Source organism: Alphaproteobacteria bacterium, assembly GCA_030680745.1.
In the GTDB taxonomy this organism is placed as follows: domain Bacteria; phylum Pseudomonadota; class Alphaproteobacteria; order JAUXUR01; family JAUXUR01; genus JAUXUR01.
Map to the genome: position 1 here is coordinate 25,154 of JAUXUR010000077.1, position 16,511 is coordinate 41,664.

The 16,511-nt window shown below is 37.8% G+C and carries 19 protein-coding genes; 5 read left to right on the forward strand and 14 right to left on the reverse strand.

What is annotated here, in order from left to right; all coding sequences use genetic code 11:
• The first annotated feature begins 159 nt into the window (after nt 1-159).
• The 3 genes from Q8L85_09280 to dapF all read left to right on the forward strand — a co-directional run bounded on the left by Q8L85_09280 (nt 160) and on the right by dapF (nt 2,064).
• Nucleotides 160-480 carry a hypothetical protein gene (locus Q8L85_09280; GenBank protein ID MDP1724876.1) on the forward strand — a complete coding sequence of 107 codons (321 nt, stop codon included), beginning with the start codon at nt 160-162 and terminating at the stop codon, nt 478-480.
• Between the two features lie 15 nt (nt 481-495).
• Nucleotides 496-795: a hypothetical protein gene (locus tag Q8L85_09285; GenBank protein MDP1724877.1), complete on the forward strand. Its 300-nt coding sequence runs from the start codon at nt 496-498 to the stop codon at nt 793-795.
• A gap of 432 nt (nt 796-1,227) precedes the next feature.
• Nucleotides 1,228-2,064, forward strand: a complete 837-nt coding sequence (dapF, locus tag Q8L85_09290) for a diaminopimelate epimerase (protein ID MDP1724878.1) — start codon at nt 1,228-1,230, stop codon at nt 2,062-2,064.
• Between the two features lie 550 nt (nt 2,065-2,614).
• Here dapF and Q8L85_09295 read toward each other — a convergent pair.
• From Q8L85_09295 to Q8L85_09355, 13 genes are all read right to left on the reverse strand, one after another.
• Entirely contained in the window at nt 2,615-3,598 is a 984-nt protein-coding gene (locus Q8L85_09295; GenBank protein MDP1724879.1) for a dipeptide ABC transporter ATP-binding protein, read from the reverse strand.
• A 4-nt stretch (nt 3,599-3,602) separates the two neighbouring features.
• A complete protein-coding gene (locus Q8L85_09300; protein MDP1724880.1) occupies nt 3,603-4,631 on the reverse strand; it encodes an ATP-binding cassette domain-containing protein in 1,029 nt (342 codons plus the stop codon).
• A complete protein-coding gene (locus Q8L85_09305) occupies nt 4,606-5,526 on the reverse strand; it encodes an ABC transporter permease subunit (protein MDP1724881.1) in 921 nt (306 codons plus the stop codon). Before Q8L85_09305 ends, Q8L85_09300 begins: the two co-directional genes overlap by 26 nt.
• Before the next feature lie 2 nt (nt 5,527-5,528).
• Entirely contained in the window at nt 5,529-6,452 is a 924-nt protein-coding gene (oppB, locus tag Q8L85_09310) for an oligopeptide ABC transporter permease OppB (GenBank protein MDP1724882.1), read from the reverse strand.
• A gap of 52 nt (nt 6,453-6,504) precedes the next feature.
• Nucleotides 6,505-8,130: a peptide ABC transporter substrate-binding protein gene (locus Q8L85_09315; protein ID MDP1724883.1), complete on the reverse strand. Its 1,626-nt coding sequence runs from the start codon at nt 8,128-8,130 to the stop codon at nt 6,505-6,507.
• A gap of 580 nt (nt 8,131-8,710) precedes the next feature.
• Entirely contained in the window at nt 8,711-9,070 is a 360-nt protein-coding gene (locus Q8L85_09320) for a hypothetical protein (protein ID MDP1724884.1), read from the reverse strand.
• 89 nt (nt 9,071-9,159) lie between these two features.
• On the reverse strand, nt 9,160-10,095 hold the full coding sequence (gene ftsY / locus Q8L85_09325; protein ID MDP1724885.1) for a signal recognition particle-docking protein FtsY: 936 nt from the start codon (nt 10,093-10,095) through the stop codon (nt 9,160-9,162).
• Entirely contained in the window at nt 10,088-11,350 is a 1,263-nt protein-coding gene (gene mtaB / locus Q8L85_09330; GenBank protein MDP1724886.1) for a tRNA (N(6)-L-threonylcarbamoyladenosine(37)-C(2))-methylthiotransferase MtaB, read from the reverse strand. Before mtaB ends, ftsY begins: the two co-directional genes overlap by 8 nt.
• A gap of 133 nt (nt 11,351-11,483) precedes the next feature.
• Nucleotides 11,484-11,609: a hypothetical protein gene (locus Q8L85_09335; protein ID MDP1724887.1), complete on the reverse strand. Its 126-nt coding sequence runs from the start codon at nt 11,607-11,609 to the stop codon at nt 11,484-11,486.
• Nucleotides 11,610-11,878: 269 nt separating this feature from the next.
• Nucleotides 11,879-12,142, reverse strand: a complete 264-nt coding sequence (locus Q8L85_09340) for a hypothetical protein (protein MDP1724888.1) — start codon at nt 12,140-12,142, stop codon at nt 11,879-11,881.
• A 295-nt stretch (nt 12,143-12,437) separates the two neighbouring features.
• Nucleotides 12,438-13,208 (reverse strand): CDP-diacylglycerol--serine O-phosphatidyltransferase, encoded by a 771-nt coding sequence (pssA, locus tag Q8L85_09345; GenBank protein ID MDP1724889.1) that lies wholly within the window; start codon nt 13,206-13,208, stop codon nt 12,438-12,440.
• 23 nt (nt 13,209-13,231) lie between these two features.
• Nucleotides 13,232-13,891, reverse strand: a complete 660-nt coding sequence (locus Q8L85_09350; protein ID MDP1724890.1) for a phosphatidylserine decarboxylase — start codon at nt 13,889-13,891, stop codon at nt 13,232-13,234.
• A complete protein-coding gene (locus Q8L85_09355; GenBank protein ID MDP1724891.1) occupies nt 13,885-14,529 on the reverse strand; it encodes a ribonuclease HII in 645 nt (214 codons plus the stop codon). Before Q8L85_09355 ends, Q8L85_09350 begins: the two co-directional genes overlap by 7 nt.
• Nucleotides 14,530-14,714: 185 nt before the next feature.
• Here Q8L85_09355 and Q8L85_09360 point away from each other — a divergent pair, with 185 nt between their 5' ends.
• Both Q8L85_09360 and Q8L85_09365 read left to right on the forward strand, forming a co-directional pair.
• Nucleotides 14,715-15,416 carry a gamma-glutamyl-gamma-aminobutyrate hydrolase family protein gene (locus Q8L85_09360; protein MDP1724892.1) on the forward strand — a complete coding sequence of 234 codons (702 nt, stop codon included), beginning with the start codon at nt 14,715-14,717 and terminating at the stop codon, nt 15,414-15,416.
• Complete coding sequence (locus tag Q8L85_09365; GenBank protein ID MDP1724893.1) at nt 15,406-16,152, forward strand: pseudouridine synthase; 747 nt, start codon at nt 15,406-15,408, stop codon at nt 16,150-16,152. Before Q8L85_09360 ends, Q8L85_09365 begins: the two co-directional genes overlap by 11 nt.
• Here the strand turns inward: Q8L85_09365 and Q8L85_09370 are convergent.
• Nucleotides 16,149-16,499, reverse strand: coding sequence for a hypothetical protein (locus Q8L85_09370; GenBank protein MDP1724894.1), 351 nt, complete (start codon nt 16,497-16,499; stop codon nt 16,149-16,151). The two genes, Q8L85_09365 and Q8L85_09370, sit on opposite strands and share 4 nt — an antisense overlap.
• Between the last annotated feature and the right edge of the window lie 12 nt (nt 16,500-16,511).

Below are 16,511 nucleotides of genomic sequence, written 5' to 3' on the forward strand. Positions count from 1 at the left end.
TAAAAAATATTATTGTATGTTTTTCAAACGGTTGTGTTTTTGCCTTGTTCAATTTTTTTTTTGTATTGTTGAATAACAAATATTAAAAAATTATTATTGACATATTTTTTTAAACCTTTATTAACATGCTCAACCATATGAAATAAAAGGATTTACCAAATGAAAAAAAGACTGTTGCTATTATCTTTGTTTACTTATGTAACAATGGCAGAGCTTTACGCATCTAATTTAACAATGAACGGAAGTATTGCCGTGGGGGGAAAGGCAAATTATGAAAAATGTAAAAAACACATTGGTAGAATTATAAAAACTGCTAATGCATACACAGCATATTTGGAAGCAGGAGCATTTGAAATAGCAGCAGAAGAAGTGCAAAAAAATAAAAAACATCAACAAAAATTACAAAAATGTGAAAAAAAAGAAAAAAATAAATGGTATAGAATAGATGGTGGAACAATAGGCACGGACTTTATCTTTTAAATGAAAGAAATCAATATGAAAAAAATATTTTTATCCATGATTATATGCTTAGGGATGTTCAATCAAGCGCATGGTGGTACGACTATCAATATAGAGGTAGATAGTAAAAGAACAACAAAATACGAAGGATGTCAGTATTATGTTAATTCTATTGTAAAATTATGTGATGCCTATGTTACGTGTTTGCTAAATAACTTTGACACGGAATTTATCGTAGAAAACATTAATCTTATGAAAGAAAGTTTAAAAAAATGTGAACAAAATAATGGCAAAGGTACTAATGTTAAAGTAGGCGGCAGTCATACATTCGATTAAGACGTTTTAACAATTCATCATTATCATCTGCGTGCCGCGATTTGTTCGCGGCATTAAAAAATCCAGAAAAAAAAGACCTCCTCTGGGATTTGCAACAAAATATAATGTATAATAAGTTGGTCTGTTGCATGATTTATGGTACTTATTTAACCTGGGTTATGGATTGGGATAATTTAAAACCAACAGATTACGTCATTGCGAAAATGCCTAAGTGCTTTAGCACGAAGGTGTTTGTGGCAATCCACACTTGAATCCTTGGATAAATAGAAGTATGGATTGCCACGTACAGCCCGTGTTAACGCTCGGCTATCCTCGCAATGACGAAGCCATTAGTTTTCCCCTGTACCCTTTTAATGAACTTAATTTTATTTTTTGTCTCGTAGATTACTTTAATACATAAGTAAAGGCAGACGGCAAAGGTGGACTTTAAATATGTTAGACAATATTCCTTTTTATAAAATGCATGGACTTGGTAATGATTTTGTGATCATTGATGCACGTGAAAAATTAATGCCACTGCAATCAAATCAAATTCGCTTAATAGCACATCGCAAAGAAGGTGTGGGCTGTGATCAAGTCATTATTTTAGAGCCATCAAAAGAAGCTGACCTTTTGATGCGTATCCACAATGCTAATGGCGAAGAAGTAGGCATGTGTGGGAATGCTCTGCGTTGTGTGGGCGCACTAATCATGAGCCATGATCAAAAAGAAGAATGTCAAATTGAACTTATTACGGGCATTCATCATGTCAGTTACAGCGACGACCAATTAATTAAAGTCAATATGGGGAAAGCCCGTTTTGGATGGCAAGATATTCCTTTGTCACATGAAATGAACACGATGCCGCTTGATTTACAAGTGGATCAATTTGAAAAACCTTATGCAATTTCAATGGGTAATCCACATCTTGTATTCTGGGTTGAAGACGCCAATCAAATAAATCTAACAGATTTGGGTGAAAAGCTTGAGCATCATGATTTTTTTCCAGAAGGTATTAATATAGAAATTGCTCAAATTTTAGACCAACACACTATTTTGATGCGTGTTTGGGAACGTGGCGTTGGTATAACGGATGCCTGTGGATCTGGGGCTTGTGCTGTCGCCATGGCGAGTTATAAAATGGGTAAAACCAAAAATGATGTTATTGTATATATGCAAGGTGGTAACCTTAAGATTGAAATTGATGAAACAGACACTATCTTCATGTCAGGACCTGCAACATTAACTTTTTGTGGGACGATTATTCTGGATCCTCAAATAGAGCAATAAGTTAACTACTTAGATCCTCATGTATGTAGAATCAATCTACCGGACAAAAATTTAATTTTGGATAGAAACCTACCAAATATCAACAGGTTTCCTGAATCTGCATTCGTTGCTTCGCTTGAAGGCCTTCAGGAAAACAAAGGTGTGTCAGTCTACGGGGCAAAAAATGAAAATAAGCCCATTTTTAACTATCCCGCTCTCACATTCCGCAACTTATTTCTAAGAAGCGAAAACAATTTTTTACCAAAAGCTCTTCAAAATAAGGGGTTTTTTTACCTCTCCCCTTGTGGGAGAGGTCGCGACCAAAGGGAGCGGGTGAGGGGTATTTTACAATTTTGGGGAGATGAGTATTTGTTTGGCAATGCTTAGATTATGGCGTGATGGTGTTGCTCTTTGTAAACGCTTTAGACCCCTCACCCGTCGCTACGCGCCGACCTCTCCCACAAGTGGAGAGGTGAATCCGAAGCAATTTAGTTTTTTGTCCCGTAGATTGGTTGTTGGTAGATTTTGCTGCAAACTATATTTTCGTCCCGTAGATTGAGAAAAGACCTACTTAAGGTTCACGCCAAAAATGACACGCAACAATATGTGTTGGGCTTATGTGCTCAAGCAAGGGTGTTACTTCAGCACAAACAGCCTGTGCTTTAGGACAACGTGTTCTAAAACGACAGCCTGATGGGGGATTAAGTGGGGAGGGGAGATCACCTTTAATAATCATACGTTGCTTTTTTTGCTCAAGATCCGGATCTGGAATGGGCACCGCTGAAATCAAAGCTTGTGTATAAGGATGTCTAGGGTTTTTGTATAGATCTTCATTTTCAGCAATTTCAGCAACACGGCCCAAATATAAAACAGCTATTTTATGGCTGATATGCCGCACAACGCCTAAATCATGAGAGATGAAAATTAACGAAATATTGGTCTCTTTTTGAAGATCCATTAGTAAGTTTAAGATTTGTGCTTGAATAGAGACGTCTAAAGCACTCACAGGTTCATCACAGACCAAAAGTTTAGGTTGTAAAATCATGGAACGCGCAATACCAATACGTTGGCATTGACCGCCTGAAAATTCATGAGGATAACGATTGATTTGATGCGGGCTTAAACCCACTTTTAACATTATTTCTTCAACGCGTTCGCTACGTTCAGCTTTTGATAGATTTGGAAAAAATGTTTTTAAAGGTTCTGTAATAATTTGTCCGACAGTCATACGTGGATTGAGCGATGCCAAAGGATCTTGAAAAATAATCTGAAGATCTTTGCGCAAATTACGCATCTCATTTTTTTCAAGGTTGGCAAGGTTCTTGCCCATCCATAAAACTTGACCATCCGTAGGTTTAATAAGATTTAAGATGGCACGTCCTAAAGTTGATTTGCCACAACCAGATTCACCTACAATACCAATCGTTTCGCCTTCATTAAGATCTAGACTTATACCATCAACAGCTTTAACTGTGTCAGCGTTATTTTTTGACCAAAAGAATTTTTTTCGAACGTTAAAATAAACTTTGAGATCAGTAACTTTTAATATTGGCATGGGTTTAAATCTCAGTTAAATGACACGCTTTAGCGCGTGTGTCAGAAATCGGTAATAATTCTGGTCGTATCTCTTTACAGATAGGCATCTTATAAGGACAACGTGGCTCAAAAGAACAACCATGTGGCAATTTCATCAGATTTGGCGGACGACCAGGGATTGTTTCCAGTTTATCTGTGCGACCTTCGTCAATACGTGGCATCGCTTTTAATAGGCATTTCGTATAAGGATGCTGCGGTGTATAAAAAATATCGCGAACAGGTCCCGATTCAACAATGCGACCAGCATACATGACAAGAACGCGATCACATAATCCTGCAACAACGCCTAAATCATGGGTGATCATAATAATCGATGTATTAAGTTCAGTACGTAAGTTTTTAATAAGGTCGATAACTTGCGCTTGAACAGTTACATCTAAAGCAGTTGTGGGTTCGTCAGCAATTAAAAGTTCTGGGGAACATAACAATGCCATGGCAATCATAACACGTTGACGCATACCACCAGAAAATTCATGTGGGTACATATGGAAACGACGTTCTGCTTCAGGAATGCGTACATGATCAAGCATTTCAAGCGCCGTATCAGTCGCTTCTTTATTGCTCATTGTTTTATGGGCGTGCAAGACTTCTGTTAATTGCTTCCCGATGGTCATATAAGGATTCAATGAAGTCATGGGATCCTGGAAGATCATCGAAATATGAGAGCCACGAATATCATTTAACTGATCGACAGGCATGCCCAAAATTTCTTTATCAAAGAATTTGACGCTTCCTTTGGCTTTACCATTATTGGCGAGTAGGCCCATAATGCTCATAAAAACTTGGCTTTTACCAGAACCTGATTCGCCTACGATACCAATACATTCACCCTTTTGAATTTGAAAATTAATATCATTAGCGGCCTTAACAATGCCTTCACGTATTTTAAATTGTACGTTAAGTCCTTGCACTGTAAGAAGTGCATTGGCATCACGACTGGCTTTGCCAACTGTTGACGGTTTTTTTCTATCGATCTTTTGGGTCGAGCGCATCGCGGATACCATCACCTATAAAATTTAATGAAAATAAAGAAAAGGCAAGAAAAATAGCTGGGAAGATCAAACGCCACCAAGCTGTTTCAATTTCGGGCGATCCCTCACTAATAAGAACGCCCCAACTTGCCATGGGTTCTTGAACACCAAGACCTAAAAAGCTTAAAAAAGATTCAATCATAATAACACGCGGTATTGTAAGCGTTATGTAAACAGCAACAGGGCCAAGTGTATTAGGAATGATGTGACGTTTTAAAATATTATAGGTTGAAACACCTTGAGCATGTGCTGCTTCCACGAATTCTTTCTTTTTGATACTGAGTGTTTGACCGCGAACAATACGAGCCATATCTAGCCATTCGACAGCACCAAGGGCTATAAAAATCAAAAAGATATTACGTCCAAAAAAGACCATTAAGATAATAACGAAAAACATGAAGGGCAGTGAATACAAGACGTCGACAAAGCGCATCATGAAAGAATCAGTTTTTCCACCTAAAAATCCAGCCGTCGCCCCATAAGTGACACCAATGACAAGACTTACAAGTGTTGCCACAAATCCAACCATGATTGAAATACGGCCACCATAAAGGGTTCTGATGAATAGATCGCGTCCATTTCCATCTGTGCCAAAATAATGGTGATTTTCAAAACTTGGGTCAGTGCTGATATTATCCCAATCAACTTCATCAAAAGTAAAAGGGAAAAGATCAGGACTTATCATTTGTAAATAAGGTGCTATCACCGAAAGTAGAATGATAAAACCCAGGATGGACATGCCGACAACGGCCATCTTATTGCGCATAAGACGATGTCCAGCATCAGCCCAAAGACTTCTACCTTTAATGATAACGTCGAAATCTCTTTTCGTATTTAATGTTTTACTATTTGGCATGATCAATCATAACGTACGCGTGGATCCAGAAGACCATAAAGAAGGTCAACGAATAGATTAAAAAGAATAATAATGATGCCAAAGAAGACAACAACACCCATAACAAGCGTGTAATCTCGATTAATGGCACCTGTCACAAAATGAGATCCAATACCAGGAATTTGGAAAATCTTTTCAATAACAACAGAGCCCGTAATAATGTTGGCCGTTGCTGGTCCCAGATATGAAATGACTGGCAATAAGGCTGCACGCAATGCATGACGCGTCACAATTAATCGTTCAGGTAGGCCTTTGGCGCGCGCTGTTCGAATAAAGTTACTCCGCAAAACTTCAATCATACTGCCGCGTGTTAAACGTGCAATATAGGCGATTTGAGGAAGTGCTAGTGATATAATAGGTAATATAACATGGCTAAAGTCGCCATCACCCCAGCCCGAGACAGGCAGTAACTTAAAATAGACCCCCAAGACCAGACTTAAAAGGGGGGCGACGACAAAGTTGGGAATGGTGATCCCGACCATCGCTGTGCCCATAACCGTGTAATCAATCCATGTATTTTGTTTTAAAGCGGCAAGCGATCCAAAGAAAATACCAAAAAGCATGGCAAGTCCAATAGCTGAAAGGCCTAGTTTAAGGGAAACAGGGAAACCCATCCAAATGAGATCATTGACGCTCCAATCCTTATATTTGAAGGAGGGGCCAAAATCACCTTGGAGGACATTGAATAAATAACGCTTAAACTGCATATAGAGAGGCTCATCAAGATGATAAGCCTTCATAAGATTTTCGCGTATTTCAGGCTGAAGTGGTTGTTCCGTGTCAAAAGGTCCACCTGGTGTCAAGCGCATCATAAAAAATGCTATGACGATGATCGCAAGAAGCGTGGGGATTGACCCTAAAATTCGTTTTAAAGAATAAATTAACATTGGGTCACTTCACCCTATCTCCATAACTATAAATAAAAGACGAAATTAAAACCTATCTTATGATTTCTAAGTCCTTTGAGTAAAAAATGTCAAGAACATTGTTCTCTGTTACTTTATATCCACCAACATTAGGTTTAACTAAACGCGACCTAACCGTGTGATATAACGGAATAAGTGCATGATGGTTTAAAAGATGGATTTCAGCTTCACCTAAAAGAGTTGCACGTTCATCCAAATTATTAGTCATCGATGCCTTTTTTACAAGATTATCATAATCAGGAGAACTATACCCTAAATCATTCATTGGTGCATTAGAAATCATCGTTTCTGAAAAAGAATATGGATCATTGTAATCGCCAACCCAACCAGATCTACAGATTTCAAAGTTTTTCTTCTCGTAGCGTTCTTGTAAATATATCTTCATTTCCATATTATGAAACGCTATCTGAATACCAGGTAAATGTTGTTTCCACATATCAACGACTGCAATGGCGATTTTTTTATGATTTTCATTTGTGTTATATGAAAATGTTAGTTTAAGAGGGTTTTTTTCTGAATATCCCGCTTCTTTGTATAAAGTTTTAGCACGTTCAATACGCTCATTCATTGGCATGTCTTTAAATGGAACGCATTGTGGTTTTGCATTTGCTGTATTTGGTGGTACTAATCCATAAGCGGGTATTTCGCCTGCTGCAATTATTTTTTCAGCCAATATTTCACGATCAATAACAAGAGAAAGAGCTTCGCGAACATCTTTGTTTTTGCCTAAAGGCTCTTTGGCTAGATTAATGCCATAGTAAAAAGTTGAAAGATATGGGTGCGTTCTTAAATCTTTGCTAAGAATTGGATCATCCTTAACTTGTTTGAAACGATCAGAGGGAACCGCAAACGTTAAATCTAATTCGCCTGCTCTATATTTTTTCAAGGATGCATTTGTATCTTCCATTGGAAAATATTGAACCTTATCAAGCTTTACATGTTCTTGATCCCAATAATAAGGATTCTTCGACAGCATAATAAATTCATTGACGCGTCTTTCAGAAAGAACGAAAGCGCCGTTTGACACGAGATTGCCAGGTTTAACAAAGTCCTGGTCGCCTAATTTTTCATAGGATGCTTTATGAAAAGGGAAGAATGAATGGTGTAAAAGGCCATTTAAGAAATAAGGTGTTGTAGATTTTAGGTTCACTTCAAGTGTGTAATCATCAATTGCTTTAACGCCTAATTGTGAAAAATCTTTGATTTCGCCTTTGTTAATTTGTTCTGCATTTAAAATAGGGTAATGCGTAAAGGCATAATTAGAGGCGGTTTTTGGATCAAGAATATGCTGCCAAGCAAAAACAAAATCATGTGCCGTAACCGGATCGCCATTGGACCATTTAGCATTTTTACGTAAATGGAAACGGTATAATTTTCCGTCGTTTTCAATATCCCATTTTTCGGCAGTCGCTGGGATGAGCTTGCCATCTTGATTGCAGATCACAAGACCTTCATAAATATCCCGTGTAATAAAATAAGAGGGGAAACCTATAGCTTTGGCAACGTGAAGAGAATCTGGTTCTGAATCCAAATCACGTTTTAAAATTTGTTCATTTTTTTGTGGTGTCTTAACATCGGCGTTTACCTGAAAAACGCTTAAGGCTGTAAGAGCTGTTAAAATTGCAAATGATTTCTTCACATTTTTCTCCAAATAATTTCTTAGTGTTTCTTTAAGGGATTAGAAATACCTTATTTTTGCGACTATGTCATTAAGTTTGTATCATTTTTGTTTTGGAATTGCATAATATAGGGTTTTGCTTTTGAATGAAGAACAAGTGTAATCTGAGAGGCGTTTGACGGCGAAGCATATCCTTAATAAACGCGTGTGAAGCATAACGATATTTCTTTCTAATGTCTATCGATTATCAATCTACGGGACAATTTTTATTTTTAGGCTAGAAATTTTTCCACACACCTTTGTTTTCCTGAACGCCTTGAAGCGAAGCTTCGAAGGCAGATTCAGGATCCATAACGAAATACATGCTCAAAGAGCATGGCAAAATTATTTAAATAACGTCATGATCTACGATCATGATTGCTAATTGGACCCTGAATCCTACTCGAAGCTTTGCTTCTCACCTGTTCAGGGAAACGGCTGCTGTTTTGTGGCTTTCCATCTAAAACTAAATTTTTGTCCCGCAGATTGATCGACTATAATTCGATTAAACAGAATTTTAAATAAAACGTTTTAATTTACTCTGAAACAATTTTAATTGATATTAATATTTCCCTAAAAGTCGAAATGAGCCATTTTCACCTATGCTATAATCACAAATTCTTGATAAATTTTTAGGATTATCTTTTATGCCATAAGATTTTAATTCGCTTTCTGTTACGACGGGCAAGAAGGATCCTACCGGATGTACGTTGGGACCTGTTATAAGTTGATCTTTGTTTTGTATTTTTACAACTTTACGACCAAGGATAATATCTCCAACAGAAATCGTTTTTACTGACATTCTTTTCAATTTATCATGAACAACACTAGCACTAGGACATACAGCATTTGCCACAACAAATGTAAACATAGAAAAAACAATGCACAAAGGCACAAATTTAAGTAATTTAAGTTTTATCATATTAAGCGCCTCTCATAAGTTATTCTTATAAAAGATAGCATTAAAGTAATTAAAAAATAGTAAAATTTATTTGGGAGGAGAGAGGCTTTTTAGTCCCCAATCCCCATCAAATGATTCGCGAAATCTTTTGCTTTGAAGGGTTTTAAATCCTCTGATGTTTCGCCAACACCAATCGCATGAATGGGAAGGTTAAATTTTTCGGCAAGCCCCACGATGATGCCGCCTTTAGCTGTACCATCTAATTTGGTCATGATAAGGCCTGTAACACCCGTTAATTGCTGAAAAATCTCAACTTGATTATAGGCATTTTGACCAGTTGTCGCATCTAAAATAAGCAAAACACTATGAGGGGCAGAAGGATCAATTTTTTTAAGTGTTCTGATAATTTTTTCAAGCTCAGCCATTAAATGCGTTTTATTTTGAAGGCGTCCTGCTGTATCGATCATTAATATATCGATATTGTCTTTACGTGCTTTTTCATAGGCTTCGAATGCAACGGCTGCAGGATCAGCACCTGCTTGCTTTGTAATAACAGGTATTTTAAGACGATCACCCCAGATTTGTAATTGCTCAATCGCTGCTGCCCTAAAGGTATCGGCAGCACCAAGCATAATGCTGTGGCCTGCTTCTTTGAATTCTTTAGTTAATTTGGCAATTGTTGTTGTTTTACCCGTGCCATTCACACCGACCACAAGAATGACATGCGGCTTTTGGGTATTATCGATCACCAGGGGTTTCGCAATGGGATCTAATATGATTGCAATTTCTTGAGCGAGTGCTACGCGCACCTCTTCTTCATCAACATCTTTGTCGAAACGTGATTTAGCAATCAAGGACACAATTTTATGAGATGTTTTAACACCTAAATCAGCCTGAATCAGCAAATCTTCTAATTCTTCAATGCTTGCCTGATCTAATTTTTTTTTGGTAAAAAGATCTTTAATTCCTTGCGTTAAAGGCCGTGAAGTTTTCGCAAGGCCTTCTTTCAGACGGGTAAACCACGATTTTTTAGGTGCATCAGACATGGACGTTGATCACTTTTCCAATAAGTTTTTGATTTTCTTGTGCAATAAGGTCAATATGTACTTCCTGACCAAGATTGAAATTTAGCGAATTATCAAGCAATTGAACAGGGAGAAAATGCTCTTCTTTACCCTCATTACCTTTTTCTAAAATCATGATGGCTTTTTTACCAATATGAGCATTAAGCTCTTGATTTAATAATGTATCGCCTAAGTCGCGTAATTTCTGCGCTCGCTCTTTACGGAGTGATGATACGACTTGCGGCATTTTTGCAGCGGGCGTGCCAGGTCTTGGAGAATAAGGGAAAATATGTAAAAGCGGGATATGAAGATCTTTGATTAAATTATAGGTATTTTCAAACATCTCGTCATTTTCTGTTGGAAAGCCTGCAATCACATCTGCGCCAAAAACAATATCAGGTCTCAATTGACGGGTTTTTTCGACAAAATTAATGACATCTTGACGCAAATGACGTCTTTTCATTCGTTTAAGAATAAGATCGTCGCCTGCTTGTAAACTTAAGTGCAAATGGGGTAATAATCTATCATTCGTTCCAATTAAATCAAATAAATCATCATCAACTTCAACAGGATCCAAAGACGATAAACGCAACCGTTTTAAATCTGGGACTAAATTAAGAACACGACGAATCATTTGACCAAGATTTGGCGTTCCTGGCAAATCACTTCCATAAGACGTTATATCAACGCCTGTCAAAACGATTTCATTATAATTTTCGGATAATAGTTTTTGAATTTGGGTGACGATTGTGGGAATGGGCACCGAACGCGAATTGCCACGACCATAAGGAATCGAGCAAAAAGTGCATCGGTGATCGCAACCATTCTGCACTTGAATAAAAGCACGTGCATGTCCTTCAAAACCCGAAATTAAATGCGTCGCCGTTTCTTTAACGGACATAATATCGTTCACAAGCACACGCTCTTGCAATGGCATAAAACTTTCAATCGTCATTTTTTCGTGATTGCCAATGACACGGTCTACTTCTGGCATGGCAGCAAAAAATTCAGGCTTAATTTGGGCAGCACATCCTGTTACAAAAATTTGAACATTGGGATTTTCTTTGCGTGCTTTACGAATCGCTTGACGCGCTTGACGTTCGGCTTCATTGGTGACAGAACAGGTGTTAAAAATAATAGCATTTTCAAGTCCTGCGTCTTGCGCCAAAGAACGCATCACTTCAGATTCATATGTATTGAGACGACATCCAAACGTCTGTATTTCAATAGACTTCATCTCAAACTCTACTAACGTGGCTGATTGATGTGTCGTTTCAGTACTCAGATCCTCATGTGTATAAGGATACACTTCGTCCTTCTGTGCTGAATCTCCTGTCACGCGTCTCACATTAGCGTGTTTCGAATGAAGTCTAGTTTTCGTATTCATATTCATTTTCAATTTTATTTTTAAAACTTGCCGTTAACTTTTTGTTTTCCTGAACGCCTTGATGTGAATATTCATAAGCAGATTCAGGGTTGTATCTTAAATCTAACATGATTGAGTGAAATTGGTCATGATAATGGCAGAAGACTTTGTGTTTCAGGGCAGACCTAAAAGGTCTGTTGGATCCCAAAGCTTCTGCCCACGATCTTAAACGTGAACGGTAGAACGGACCTGAGTTCGATTTACAATCCTGCGTTATGGATCAACATAGATGGTGATAATATCATGAAACACGCTACTTTCAAACATTTTGTTGATATTGATGTGTCTAAAAATTGGATAGATGTGTATGTTTAACAAAAATCGTAAAATGGGCACATTTTATCGAATGCCATTAAATTTTTCCTCAAAGTTCACACATTGTTCAAGTGTAAAACGTTCGGTATTTCTAGGCGTTCGAAACATAAAAGACTTAGACTCAAGCCTTGTAAAGCATCTTTGAAAATAAGGTGAGGCTTCTATATTTCTGACAGTGGGTCTATAGTCTTTTTTGTTTAATTCAATGGGATCAAGTTTTGCATATTCACGATGGGCCATTACTTGAAACCCAGCAAAAACAAAAAACAATAATATGACTATTTTCATCGCCAATCTCCATACGTAAATTTTAACTATACTTTAATTATAAAACAAATATTACAGAAATTAAACAATTATTAAGATTTCATTAAGATAATTAACTATTTTTAATATAGAATTACAATGTTATTAAAAATAGTTAATCTCTTCTTTACTTATTAGACTTTCTTCGAAACTCGTTAATGTGAGACGAGTGATAGGAGGTTCAGCACGGAAGACCACAGTGTATTCTTCATACATGAGGATCTGAGTACCGAAACGACGTATCAATCGATCACAGTAGTAGGGTTTCGAAAGAAGTCTACTCTTTTATTATGTCTAGTTCTTTCCTTTTATGCGTATGTTTTGCAGAATGCATTGCAAAAGGTATAGACCCTGCATATAAAACAACAATTGCAATCAGTGCAAACCAAGGAGAGGAAGAAATAAAAGCAACAAAAGCTCCAATACCAATCAAAATAGGTAAAACAAATTTAACGGGAATTCTTAAGCGTTTAAATGAATAACATGGAACGCGACTGACCATAAGAGCCGATGATATAAGCATAATGGGAATCACAAGCCAAGGTGTGCGTGTCCATTCTGTATTAAGTGCATAAGACAACATGATTGGAAAAAGAACAAAACCTGCACCTGCGGGAATAGGCGTTCCTGAAAAATACGCACTAGGGCCCTGAGGTGTTTTAGAAGGTTGTGTATTAAAACGTGCAAGGCGAAGCGCACCACAAATGCAATAAATAAGAACGACTAGCCATCCAATGCTTGGTACCGTTTTAAGGGTCCATAAATAGAGAACTAAAGCTGGTGCTACACCAAAATTAACCAAATCACAGAGTGAATCAAGTTCTGCGCCAAAACCAGAATCATTCACACCTACCATACGTGCAACACGGCCGTCTAAATTGTCAAGAAAAGCTGCAAAAACAACTAAAATCACCGCCCAATGAAATTTATCATTAAGGGCAAAACGTAAGGCCGTTAATCCAGAGCAAAGAGCACCTAAACTTATTATATTTGGAAGCATCTGATTGAAAGATAAAATTTTTGATCTTTCTTCGCGTAATTTCTTCATTTTGTCAGCCTTACGTGTAAATATTAGTTTGTTTCAGCGATAGCTAGCACAGTTTCGCCGGCAATCATTGTTTGACCTAGTATCACTTTTACAGGCCATTCTGCAGGAATATAGATGTCAACACGACTGCCAAAGCGAATGAGTCCGTAATTTTTTCCAACTTCAGCACGATCACCTTCTTCCACGTCCCAACAAATACGACGCGCGACCAGTCCTGCGATTTGAACGACACCTATCATAGCACCAATATCTGTTTTAAGTGCAATAGCTAAACGTTCATTATCTTCACTTGCTTTATCTAAGCTTGCATTAATGAATTTACCTTTAATGTAATTCATTTTTTGAATAATACCTGACAAAGGCATTTTATTCACATGAACATCAAAAACATTCAAAAAAACGCTGATACGTCTATAAGGACGATCTTCAAGTTGAAGTTCTTTAGGCAATGAAACTTCATCAATATGAACCACTTTTCCATCAGCTGCACTGATCACAAAATTTTTATCTTGAGGTGTTACACGATTAGGATTTCTAAAAAAATAAACGCACCAAACTGTTAAGATAAGCCCTAAAAACCCTAAAGGTTGTGCAATAAACCACAAAACAAGCGTTATTGCTGCAAAAATTCCAATAAATTTATAGCCATCTGGGTGAATGGGCACGAAAACATCTTTTAACATTCTATAAGTAACCTTGTACTTTCCTGGTTTGTTTCATTTGCAAGCATATTTTTCATGGGCGCAAAACTTAATCGATGATGTTTTGTAATCCCATAAGCATTAATTGCTTCTCGATGTTCCTTTGTGCCATATCCAGCATTTTTTTGCCAGGCATAATGTGGATATCGGTGACTTAAACGCATCATTAATTCATCACGTTTCACTTTTGCAAGTATAGACGCCGCTGCAATGCTAAGGCTTTTAGAATCTCCCTGTATAATAGGCAAAGTTGGATAAGGGAAAAGGGGGTTCATTTTACCATCGACCAATATTTGTGTTGGAATTATCCTTAACCCCATTAGTGCGCGTCGCATCGCCAAAAAACTTGCTTGCAATATGTTTATATCGTCAATTTCTTTAACGCTCGCCGATCCTATTGCATAATATCCGTACATTTTAAGTGCTTCAATAAGATTTTGACGTTTTAGGGGAGTCAATTTTTTTGAATCATCAATTTTTTCGAAAAGATCTTTCGGAATATCATATGTTTTAAATACATAGGCGGCTGCCATCACAGGACCTGCTAATGGTCCTCTGCCGACTTCATCTATCCCCACAACGATGCCTGGAAATTTAGCTTCATAAGAAAAGTCTGGTATGGTACTCTGCCCCTTAGAAATAATGCTACTCACCCTATGGGCAAATTCGTCGTCAAGGCTGCGCTTCCAATACTCATGTACCTTAAGTACATGCAGTTTCGGTTCTCGCCTTTTCTAGACTTTGCCTCATAATCTGAGCAGCAGTCAAGCCCACGGATCATGAAAAATGCTGATGGAAAAATATCATGAAGAATCTACCCAAAATAGGCATTACGTTGGATCGAAACGAGCCAGGTCATTATTCGCAAAGACCCTATTATGCGTTACGTGAAAATTATTGCACGCCCATTTCAGATTTAGGTGGCGTGCCAATGCCTATACCACCAATTATGGATATGATGGCTCATTATCTTTCATTAATTGATGGACTTATTATAACGGGTGGCGATTTTGATATTGACCCTACATTATTTGGCGCAACAGAAATTCATCCAGAAGTTAAAACAAAACCCATCCGCACAGAATTTGAAATGCTTCTTTGTACGATGGCTTTAGCTAAAAACATGCCTATATTGGGCATTTGCGGCGGTGCACAGATTATTAATGTTTGTTTAGGTGGGACACTTATTCAGCATATTCCTGATGAAATTCCAAATGCCTTGAATCATCAAACGGGCGCTCTTTCATCGCACCCTATTAAAATTGAAAAAGAATCTATGCTTTCAGAAATTTTTAGCAAAAATACGCTGATGGTGAATAGTTCTCATCATCAAGCCATCAATTTGTCAGGCAAAGATCTGATCGTTTCAGCAATTGCTGAAGACAATGTCGTTGAAGCCATTGAGCTTAAAAATTACCCTTTTTGCATCGGTGTTCAATGGCATCCAGAATTCCTTTTAACGCCAGAGGACAATCTATTATTTAAGGCCTTTATGAATGCAATCTAATATAAAAATGCCCATTAATACAACAGAACGGCTTGCTAAATGGATCGCCCATGCTGGATATTGTTCTAGACGTCACGCTGAACGCCTTATCCAGGATGGTCTTGTGAGTGTTGATGGTGAAGTTGTTTTGATCCCACAAACACCCGTTTCAGACGATAACGTTATTATCGTTGAAGGCAATGTATTGCGCAAAAATAAGGTGCAATTATGGCTTTATCATAAACCATCTGGACTTGTGACAACGCATGCTGATCCAGAGGGACGACCTACTGTGTTTGAAAGTTTGCCTGCGCATTTACCACATGTGATTTCAGTAGGACGTCTTGATCTTCACACAGAAGGCTTGCTTCTTTTAACAAATTTTGGCCCTTTGGCACGCAAATTTGAACACCCTTCCTCAAATTTAACCCGAACGTATCATGTGCGTGTTTATGGCGCTTTGACTGATATTATGTGCGATATGCTTGCAAAAGGGTTAGAAGTTGATGGTGTTTCTTATGCGCCCATTGAAGTGACTCAAGTGAAAGGCGAAGGTAGTAATCAGTGGATTGAAATGATTTTAACTGAAGGGAAAAATCGTGAAATTCGAAACGTTTTAGGCTATTTTCATCTTCGCATTAACAAATTAATCCGCACAGCCTATGGACCTTTTGAATTAGATGATCTTAAACCTGGAGAGGTTAAAGAAGTAAATCCAAAAACTGTAGCGGATCTTATGAAGCATTTTGACCTTTAGCAACCGCCAGCAGTTGCTGTAACATTGCCAACGTTGGAAATTGTTGCTTGTACAGTAACAGGTGAATTTGGTGCTGGATTAATAACAAGAACGGCACCACCGATATTACATTGCTTTGTTGGTGTTGTAGTCCCAGGCGCAGCGCCAGGAACACTCGTCGTACTTGTGCCGCTCGTTGCACTCGTTGTAGCTGTGCCATAAGGATTTAATAACAGATCAGGCATAGAGGCTGTTGGAGAAAATGAAGCACCTGAACCCATATTAGCACCCAATCCAACAAAATCTGCGGCTTGCAGTTGAGAAACAAATCCTAAACCAAAAACCAAAGCTAAAGTTACTTTAAACATTTTTATCCCCTT